Origin of the sequence: Nocardiopsis lucentensis DSM 44048 (genome assembly GCF_000341125.1) — a bacterium.
GTDB lineage: Bacteria > Actinomycetota > Actinomycetes > Streptosporangiales > Streptosporangiaceae > Nocardiopsis > Nocardiopsis lucentensis.
The window spans coordinates 1-8,280 of record NZ_ANBC01000364.1 but is presented as its reverse complement, the minus strand read 5'-3'; the positions used below and the strand labels follow the sequence as shown (position 1 = coordinate 8,280).

General features: G+C 73.6%; 8 protein-coding genes and 1 pseudogene. 6 read left to right on the top strand and 3 right to left on the bottom strand.

The features are described 5' to 3' along the window. From D471_RS34155 to D471_RS0112470, 3 genes and pseudogenes are all read right to left on the bottom strand, one after another. Window positions 1-407, bottom strand: a pseudogene (locus D471_RS34155) (MFS transporter); the annotation flags it as partial. A 181-nt stretch (window positions 408-588) separates the two neighbouring features. Then, window positions 589-1,209, bottom strand: a complete 621-nt coding sequence (locus tag D471_RS0112475) for a LysE family translocator (RefSeq protein ID WP_017598919.1) — start codon at window positions 1,207-1,209, stop codon at window positions 589-591. Window positions 1,210-1,255: 46 nt separating this feature from the next. After that, window positions 1,256-2,422 carry an ADP-ribosylglycohydrolase family protein gene (locus D471_RS0112470; RefSeq protein WP_017598918.1) on the bottom strand — a complete coding sequence of 389 codons (1,167 nt, stop codon included), beginning with the start codon at window positions 2,420-2,422 and terminating at the stop codon, window positions 1,256-1,258. A 426-nt stretch (window positions 2,423-2,848) separates the two neighbouring features. Between D471_RS0112470 and D471_RS0112465 the strand changes: the two genes are divergently transcribed. From D471_RS0112465 to D471_RS34145, 6 genes are all read left to right on the top strand, one after another. Continuing rightward, a complete protein-coding gene (locus D471_RS0112465) occupies window positions 2,849-3,913 on the top strand; it encodes a 3-oxoacyl-ACP synthase III family protein (RefSeq protein WP_017598917.1) in 1,065 nt (354 codons plus the stop codon). Next, entirely contained in the window at window positions 3,910-5,802 is a 1,893-nt protein-coding gene (locus D471_RS0112460) for an HAD-IIIC family phosphatase (protein ID WP_017598916.1), read from the top strand. Before D471_RS0112465 ends, D471_RS0112460 begins: the two co-directional genes overlap by 4 nt. Continuing rightward, window positions 5,792-6,046: an acyl carrier protein gene (locus D471_RS0112455; RefSeq protein WP_017598915.1), complete on the top strand. Its 255-nt coding sequence runs from the start codon at window positions 5,792-5,794 to the stop codon at window positions 6,044-6,046. The genes D471_RS0112460 and D471_RS0112455 overlap by 11 nt, the downstream gene beginning before the upstream one ends. Next, window positions 6,043-6,792, top strand: coding sequence for a 2-oxo acid dehydrogenase subunit E2 (locus tag D471_RS0112450; protein WP_017598914.1), 750 nt, complete (start codon window positions 6,043-6,045; stop codon window positions 6,790-6,792). The genes D471_RS0112455 and D471_RS0112450 overlap by 4 nt, the downstream gene beginning before the upstream one ends. Then, entirely contained in the window at window positions 6,789-8,027 is a 1,239-nt protein-coding gene (locus D471_RS34150) for an FAD-dependent monooxygenase (RefSeq protein ID WP_017598913.1), read from the top strand. The genes D471_RS0112450 and D471_RS34150 overlap by 4 nt, the downstream gene beginning before the upstream one ends. Beyond that, window positions 8,014-8,280, top strand: a 267-nt coding sequence (locus D471_RS34145) for a hypothetical protein (protein WP_040689430.1), incomplete at its 3' end; no start/stop codon positions are given. The genes D471_RS34150 and D471_RS34145, both read left to right, overlap by 14 nt.

Below are 8,280 nucleotides of genomic sequence, written 5' to 3'. Positions count from 1 at the left end.
CCGCCGCTGATCGGCTCCTCCGCCGCGGCGACGACGCCGAGCAGGACGTCCCACAGCGGCTGCTGCCCGGGGAGTTGGCCCCCGCGGTACAGGAAGAAGGCGCCGGAGCGGTAGTGCAGGAGCGCGGGGTCGGTGGGGCGCAGCGCGGCGGCGACCGCGGCGTTGCCCTCGTGGCCCGCCGATCCGATGCTGTAGAAGCCCTGCTTCCCGGCTCCCAGTTCACGGGCGGCGAAGTCGAGCTGCCGACTGCCCGCCTGTGCGGTGAAGACCCGTAGCAGGTCGTCGCCGGTGACCGGGCCGTCGGGCGTGATCGGTGCCGCTGCCGGGCGCGGCTCTGCCGGGGGCAGGGCGGTGACCGTGTCCCGGAAGTGCCGGTCGACCGCGGCGGGGCCGCCTGTGTCGCTCATCGGGTGGAGTCCTCCGTGTCCGTCGGGGATCGGGCCACACCGGTCGGTGTGTGCTCCTCCACGATGGTTCCCACCGGCTCCCCGTGCCAAGACCCCGCGGGGAAACGGGGGGTCCCGGGCGCCCGTCCGAACCCGCCGCCGTTCCGGTCGGGTCGAGAGCCCCGCCCTGAGAGATCCCCGGTCAGGGGTGGGCGGTGGCGACACGGGCGCCGAAGGCGATCAGCACGCCTCCGGTGACCCGGTCCGTCCACCGGCGCACCGTCGGCCGTGTGAAGAAGGACCTGGCGACGTCCAACAGGAACACGAACCCGCTCAGCCAGGCCACCGTGAGCACGACATGAGTCAGGACCAGCAGGGCCATCCCCGCCTGCGGTGACATCTGGGGCGGAGCCAGGGCGGGGAGCAGGCTGATGTAGAAGACCGCGATCTTGGGGTTGAGGGCGTTGGTGACCGCCCCGCTCATCCACGGGTTGCCCGAGCGTTCCGCGGGCTCCGGGACGGCCTCCGGGACGGAGGAACGGCGGCTGGCGAGCAGCGTCCTGATCCCCAGGTAGACCAGATATCCCGCACCGGCGAACCTGACGACGGTGAACGCCGTGGCCGAGGCCGCCAGCAGCGCCGCCAGGCCGACGGCGGCCAGCAGACCCCACAGGAGCAGACCCGCGGCCACGCCCACGACCGTGCGCAGTCCGTCGCCCCGTCCTCCGGACACGGCTTGGCGGGCGACCACGGCCATGTCGGGGCCCGGCGCCATCGTGAGCACGGCCAGCACCCCGGCCGACACGAGCATGTGACCGATCATGCGCTCATTCTCGCACCGGGTCGCGTTTCCTGGGGGATGCCGTCGCTCACGCCTCCCCGTACCGCCCGAACCAGCTCACCGGGGGAACGCCGAACCCGGGATCCGTCGGCGGGGCGGGGCCGAACTCCAGCGCGCGGTCCGCGGCCATGTGGATGACGCTCGACCGGACCTCCAGGCCGGACTGCCACCGGCCGGGAAGCACCGCCGTGCCGTACCGGGCGCCCAGGAGGTTTCCGCAGATCGAGCCGGTGGAGTCGCTGTCGCCCGAGTGGTTGACCGCCATCCGCAGGCAGCGTTCGCCGACCAGGTCGCGGCGGCCCGCGAAGAAGGGTGCCCGGGAGGCGAGGTCGTCCGCCACCGCCTCCGCGCACAGCGCCACGCAGACCGCGATCGCCAGCGCCTCCTCCGCGGTCCAGCCCGCCCCGAGCTCCTCCAGACGTTCGGGGGAGGGCGGTCCCTGGGCGGCGAGGTCGACCGCCGCGTCCAGCGCGGCCGACGTCTCCCAGTGCCCGTCGTGGCGTTCCAGCTCGGCCCTCGCCCTGTCCAGGGCCTCCCTCACGGGCACGCCGCGTACCAGCCCGGAGACCGTCGCGGCCAGGGTCCCCGCCGAGAGGTGGCCCGTCGGGTGGCCGTGGGTCAGCGCGGCCGTCGCGCACCCGAGCGCGAAGGTGTGCTCGGGGGAGGGGCCGACGAACCCGCACGGCGCGACGCGCACGACGCCCGCACAGCCCTTGGAGTCGTTGATCGGCTCCGCCACGGTCCCCAGCGGCCATCCCGGCTTCCGGCGGGCCGCGGCCTTCCGCAACGCGGAGATCACCGTCCTTCCGGGCCCGCGCCGTTCCGTCATCGCGGGATCGGCCCCCAGCCAGCCGGAGATCACGTCCTGGCGGGGGATCTCCTCTCCCTGTCCCTGGAGCCACGTCAGGTAGGTCGACTGCAGGACGCCGGTCGTCGCGCCGCCGATCCCCTTCTCCCGTGCGCGGACCGAGGCCTGCACCAGCGCCTGCGCGGTGAGCATCGTCAGCTGCGTGTCGTCGGTGATCGCGCCGGTGCCGACCGGGCCGGAGGCGTACTCGGCCAGCCCGTCGGGCCCGTGCTCCTCCCGGATCCGGTCGAGGGTCGTGCCCTCGACCGGCGCGCCCAGGGCGTCGCCGATCGCGCCGCCCATGAGGCAGCCCGTGATCCGGTCCGGCTCGGGGCAGGGGGTGGCCACCGCGGCTCCTCGGGGTTCTCGCGTACACGGTTCGTCCGGGAGCCTACGGCCTCCGCCCCGGAGCCGCAGTCAGCGCGGATCAGCGGCGGGAGGGTGAATCCCGGGTGAGCGCCGCAGGTACGGGCGACTCACCGCGAACACGGTCCGTGGTCGAATCCTCTCGGAAAGTCCCTGGGTTGGGGTGGTAGGGGGTGTTTAGGGGGTTTCTAGGGGTGTTCTGGGGCTGGTTGGCCCACCCCGTTCGTCCCTAATGTCGCACTCGTTGGAGGTGCGGCCGCGACCGTTCCCGGCCAGAGGAGCCAGGCGCGCGAACCCACCTCCCGCCCTCCTTGGAGAACCCGTCCACACGGCGGATCCCAGCGTCCCGCCCCTCTCCGAGGACCCCAGCCACTGTCGGGTGCGATCACCTCTGTCGGGAAGTGTCGAATGCGTATCAGAGCCCTGAGCGAGGTACTGCCGGGAGACCCCGTCACCAACCGCGACCTCGCCGAGCGGTTCGGGCTGCACGAGCGGTGGCTCGAACGGATGACCGGCAACCGGACCCGCTACCTGTGTCGTGCGGACAGCCCGGACGGAGTCCCCAAACTCACCGGCGACCTGGCCGTCGAGGCCGGTCGTCGGGCCATGGACGCCGCCGCCGTCACCCCGGGCGACCTGGACTTCCTCATCCTCACCACGGCCTCGCCGGACCACCTGATGCCGTCGACGGCCAACCTCGTCGCCGACCGGCTCGGCCTGAACGACCTGCCCGCCCTCCAACTGACCTCCGGGTGCGCCGGGGCCGTCCAGGGTCTGCACACCGCCCGCGCCCTGCTGGCCTCGGGCGCCGGGCGCGGGCTGGTGATCGGCGCCGACACCTGCCGCAAACTGATGCCCGAGAGCGACGAGGCGGTCCGCGCGCTCGGCCCCGCGGGCATGGTCAACTTCGCGATGTTCGGCGACGGCGCGGGCGCCGCCGTGGTCGAGGCCGAGGGCACCGGCCCCGCGTTGACCACCGAACACCTCGTCCTGCGCACCGTCGGCAAGGGCCGCCCACCCGCCCAGGTGGTGCGCTGGTACGGAGTCGAGGGCGCCCCCCGGGTCCCCGGCCCCCGGGGCGCCCTCGTGCGCGAGTCCATGGCCGAGGAGGACTACAAGGCCATCGAGGCGAACGTCCCCGGCCTGGCCGCCGGGGTCCTCACCGAACTCGCCGCCGCCGTGGGATGGGACGTCCCCGAGGTCGAGCACATCCTCACCCCGCAGCTCAACGGGGTGATGACCGAACGCATCCGCGAGCACATGGGCGTGCGCTCCGACCAGGCGGTCTCCTGCGTCGCCGACACCGGCAACAACGGCAACGCCCTGCCGTTCATCCAGCTCCACCGGGCCGTGGCCCCGATCACCGACGACCCGGCCGCCGACGGCGACCGGTTCCTGCTCACCGCCATCGAGTCCTCCAAGTGGGTCGTCTCGGGGATGGCGCTGCGCTGGGACGGAGGGGAGCCCCGATGACCGGGACCGGCCGCCAGGGCCCCCTCGCCCGACTGCGCGCCCTCAAACGCCAGGGCCTGGGCACCGACCCCGACCAGGTGCGCGCGCTGATCGCCGAACTGACCGACCCGCTCGACCTGGAGGCCGCCGGACGCCTCGTCGGCGGCGCCAAGCAGCGCGCGGCGCTCACCGAGTCCGGCGCCTTCCGCGAGACGCGGATCGCCTTCCTCGCCAGCTCCACCATCGACCCCCTGCCGCCCATGACCGTCGCGGCCCTGGCCCGGGAGGGCGTCGTCGCCACCACCCGCGCCGCCGGGTTCGACCAGTGGCGCCTGGAGGTCCTGGGCGGCGCACCCGAACTCGGCGACCTGGAACCGCGTGTGGTCGCCTGCCTGCTCGACGACCGCGCCGTCCTGTCGGCCGTCGCCGACCCCCTCGACCTCGACCTGGTCGAACGCCGCTGCGCGGAGTTCGTCACCGAACTGCGCTCCTGGTACGGCGCGTGCCGGGAGGCCCTCGGCGGCGCCACCGTCCTCAACACCGTGCCGCTGTCCCCCCTGGCCCGCGCCCGCCACGTCGACTACGCCGGACGCGCCCGGCTGGCCTCGGCCTGGCACCGGATGAACGCCGACATCCTGGCCCTGGCCGCCGAACACCCCTCGCTCGTGGTCGTCGACACCGCCGGCCTGGACACCCCGACCGTGGCCGCCGACGACCGCATGCGCCACATCGCCTCCCACGCGTTCTCCCCGGACTTCCTGCGCGCCTACGCCGAGGAGCTGACCCGGATCGCCCGCGCCGACCTCGGACTCGCCCGCAAGTGCCTGGTCCTGGACCTGGACAACACCCTGTGGGGCGGCGTGGTCGGCGACGACGGCGTCACGGGCATCCGCCTCGGCGGCGCCTACCCCGGATCGGCCCACAGCGAGCTGCAACGGCTCGTTCGCGACCTGGGCCGCCAGGGGGTCATGCTCACGGTCAGCTCCAAGAACGACCGGGACGTGGCGGAGGAGGCCCTGACCACCCACCCGGAGATGGTGCTCTCCCGTGAGGACCTGCTCGCCGTGCGCGCCGACTGGCGGCCCAAACCGGACAACGTCGCCGAGCTCGCCCGGGACCTCAACATCGGCGTGGACGCCATGGCCTTCGTCGACGACAACCCCGCCGAGCGCGAACTCATGCGCCACGCCCTTCCCGGCGTCACCGTCCCCGACCTGCCCGACGACCCGAGCGGCTACGCCCTCCTGGTCGCCCGTGGGGCCGGTCTCGACCTGCTGCGGCTCACCCGGGAGGACCGCGACCGCGCCCAGATGTACCGCGCCCGGACCGGCCGGGAGGAACTGCGGGCGGGCTCGGACAGCCTGGAGGACTACCTGCACGCCCTGGGCTCCGACCTGTCCCTGGAGCCCCTGGACGAGGCCAACGCCGCACGGGTGGTCCAGCTCTTCGCCAAGACCAACCAGTTCAACCTCACCGGCCGCCGCTACACCGCCGAGGACGTCGAGCGGATCACCGCCGGGGGCGGCCGGTTCTACGCCGCCCGCCTGGCCGACCGGTTCGGCGACAACGGGCTCATCGCCGCCCTCGCCCTCGTGCCCGGGGAGGACGGCGCCTGGGAGATCGGCAACGCCGTCATGAGCTGCCGGGTCTTCTCCCGGAAGGTGGAGCACGCGATCCTCGGCAGCGTCCTGCGCGCGGCGCGCCGCCACGGCGCCACCGCCGTGACCGCCTCCTTCACCCGGACCGACCGCAACGCCAAGTTCTCCGGCCTCTACCCCGAGCTGGGCTTCGCGACCACCGGCACACCGGACGAGGACACCCGTACCTTCCACCACCACCTGGCGGAGCCGCCCCCGCTGCCCGCCTGGATCACCGTCACCCACGGCGAGGAGATCATCGATGCGCTCTGAGGAACTGGTCACCGAGGTCGTCGCCGACCTGCTCGACGTGGACGAGGACGGCCTGACGCCGGACCTGGCCCTGGCCGACGTCGAGGGCTGGGACTCGGTCAACGCCCTGCGTGTCCTGGTCTACCTGGAACGCGAGCTGGGCGCCGAGCTCGACTACGACGCCTTCGAGCGCGCCCGGACCCTGCGCGACATGGCCGCCGTCCTGGACGCCCACGCGCCCGCCGGTGACGGAGCCGACCGATGAGCGCCGCCCTGCGGGACCTGCCCGCCCAGCGCCGCCAGACCTACGCCTTCCTGCGCGACGCCCGCTCCACCTGCCACGTCCACCTGCTGGCCGACGTGGACGCCACCGCCCTACGCCGCGACCGAGAGGCGTCGGGCCGACGCGTCAGCTACGTCAGCTACGTCGTCAAGACCGCCGCCGCCGCGATCGCCGCCAACGCCGACGCCCGCGCCGTCCTGCGCGACGGGCTGCGCCCCCGCCTGGCCACGGTCGACGACGTGCACGCCAAGGTCCTGTTCGACAAGACCGTCGACGGACAGCGCTGCGTCCTGTCCGGGTCCGTGGAGTCCGCCCAGCGGCGCGACATCGCCGACATCCAGCGGATCGTCGACGACCACAAGAAGGACGAGGTCACCCCGGACGGCCCCTTCGCCCAGGTGCGCCGACTCCAGCGGCTGCCGGTTCCGTTGGGACTGCTCCTGTACAAGACGGTCCTGCGCGACCCCCGCCGCCGGGCCCGGCTCCAGGGCGTCTTCTCGGTGACCTCCGTGGGACACACCCCGGTCCGCGCCATCCTGCCGATGATCGCCGGGACCTGGGGGTTCGGGGTCGGCGCCATCACCGACACACCGGTCGTGCGCGACGGCGAGGTCGTCGTACGGCCGGTGTTCACGCTCAGCCTCACCTTCGACCACCGGGTCGTCGACGGCGCCCTGGCCGCCGAACTGCTGGCCGAGGTCACACACGGACTGGAGAACTGGACATGACCGCGGACGAGGCCGCACGCGAGACGACCACCGACGTGCTGGTGGTGGGCTCGGGCCCCGGAGGCGCACTCCTGGCCCACCTGCTGGCGGAGGCCGGGGTCGACGTGCTGCTGGCCGAGAAGCAGACCACGCTGGAGCGCAGCTTCCGCGGCGAGACGATCGCGGCCCGCTCCGTGCTCACCCTGCGCGACCTCGGCTTCGAGCCCGCCCTGCGCGAGCACGGGTTCGTCGAGATGACGGGCATCGGGCAGTGGGAGCGGGGCCGCCGCGTGATGCACATCGACTACCGGCGCTTCCCCATCGGGGCCGTGCCCGTCGACATCCCCCAACCCGCCCTCATCGGCGCGTTCCTGGACGCGGCGTCCGCCCGCCCCAACTTCACCCACCTGGCCCCGGCCACCCTGACCGACCTGGTCGAGGAGGACGGGCGGGTGCGCGGAGCCGTGCTGCGGACGGGTGGGGGACGCGTGCGGGTCACGGCCCGGCTCGTCGTCGGCGCGGACGGCCGCTTCTCCAAGGCCCGCAGGCTCTCCGGCCTGGCCGCCGACATCCAGCCGATGGAACGCGACTTCCTGTGGTTCAAGCTGCCGCGCCCCGACGACTGGGGACACGACGGCGACCTCGTGGCGCTGCGCGACCGCCACCTGGTGATCCTGCCCGCCTTCCCCGACCTGCTGCGCGTGGGCTACAACCTGCCCAAGCGCGGCCTGGCCGACGCCCGCTCCCAGGGGCTGGAGGCGTTCAAGGCGGGCATCACCGAGGTGGCGCCCCGGCTCGGCCCCCTGGTCGAGGAGCACATCACCTCGTGGAAGGACACGTCCTTCCTGGAGATCTTCACCGCGCGGATGCCGGTCTGGAGCCGCGACGGCCTGCTGCTGGTCGGCGACGCCTCCCACACCTGCACCCCCATCCTCGGCCAGGGAGTCAACCTCGCCCTCCAGGACGCGGTGTACTTCGCACCCGCCATCACCCGCGCCCTGGACGAGCATCCGGGAACCCTCCCCGCGGGCGTCTTCGCCGAGGTCGAGGCCGAGCGGCGCGCGCACAAGGACATGGTCACCCGGTTCCAGCGCTTCCAGGAGCGGGCGCTGGCCCAGTCCACGGCGGCGGGGGCCCTGATGCGCCGGACCCGGTTGCGCGCCATCGACCGCCTGCCCTTCAAGTACCGCCTGCTGGACCGCGTCCTGAACGCCCCCCACGAGATGACCACGAAGGACCGCCATGCGCGCGCTTGACGAGGCCAAGGAGTTCGTCCGGCTCCACGCACGGCACATGGGCCTGGGCGCCGCCGAGATCGAACGCGTGCTCGGCCGCGTCCGCGACCTGGACGGCGACGGAGACGGGACGTGGGTCACCGAGTGGTCCCGCCTGGCCGCCGAGCGCCGCGGGCGCGGCCGGGACCAGGAGGCCGCGAACCTGTACATCCTGGCCCGGTTCCCCTACGCCGACAGCCCGGTCAAGGCCGAGGCGGCCCGCACCGCCGCCGCA